Source organism: Rhizobacter sp. P2_H2, from assembly GCF_056403375.1.
On record NZ_JBFUFP010001652.1, the window covers coordinates 1 to 770 of the forward strand.

The following is a 770-nucleotide window of genomic DNA, read 5'->3' on the forward strand; positions in this document are numbered from 1 at the left end:
GCCACCACCAAGTTCTGCGATCAGCCTTAGCGCGCCAGAGAGTGTTGCAGACGCTACACCCTTGCCTCGGTACTCCTTGTCAACGAAGAAGCAAGTGATGCGCCACTGCGGCAGCGTTTCCAGTCCGGCAGTGTAGACGCGCAGGTGTTTGATTCTCGGCAACTCGTCTGGTGGCCCGAATTGACACCAACCGACACAGCGATCGGCGTCGAAGGCCAGAGCAGCGCGGGTGGTGCCCTCTCTAACCTTGCGCTCCTTCAGTGCGCGCCGATGCGAACCCCTGAGCTTTCCGTCCGGGTGGAACTCGACGCACCAGCACCCGCCCCAGACGCCGTTATGACGTTCCACGAGGGCGGCGAACGCGGGCCACGTCTTTGGTGACAAGGGCTCAATGCTGAACATGGACACGGTGAAGACGTGAGTTGTGAGGGTTAAGGGAGACGCTGCAGTTCGTGGCAGAGCCCGGACTTCAGCGACTCATGCCCGATCCAGGTAGCAGCTCAAGATCTGAGCTTTGCGATATGCATCGTTACCGTCGATCGTCTGCTGTGCTTGGTCAAACTCAACCCAGTAGAAGCACTCAGGCCCTTTCAAGGTTTCGATCGGCTCCGGCTCACTGACGATAGTTCCAAGGCTAGCCTGCTTCCATCCGCCAAGGGAGGAGACGATGACACGGTCAAGGCGGTTGAAGCTCTTCATGACTGAGCATCCTAACGCGGCACCCGAAAGCCGCCGCTCACGACGGACCGCTCATGGCCGACTGCGAGCAC

2 protein-coding genes are annotated in these 770 nt (G+C 59.9%); both read right to left on the minus strand.

Going from position 1 to position 770, the window contains the following annotated elements; translation table 11 throughout:
- Nucleotides 1-402 (minus strand): GNAT family N-acetyltransferase (locus tag AC1D15_RS35380; protein WP_477829763.1); only part of this gene is annotated, 402 nt, incomplete at its 3' end.
- A gap of 75 nt (nucleotides 403-477) precedes the next feature.
- Nucleotides 478-699 carry a hypothetical protein gene (locus AC1D15_RS35385; RefSeq protein WP_477829762.1) on the minus strand — a complete coding sequence of 74 codons (222 nt, stop codon included), beginning with the start codon at nucleotides 697-699 and terminating at the stop codon, nucleotides 478-480.
- Between the last annotated feature and the right edge of the window lie 71 nt (nucleotides 700-770).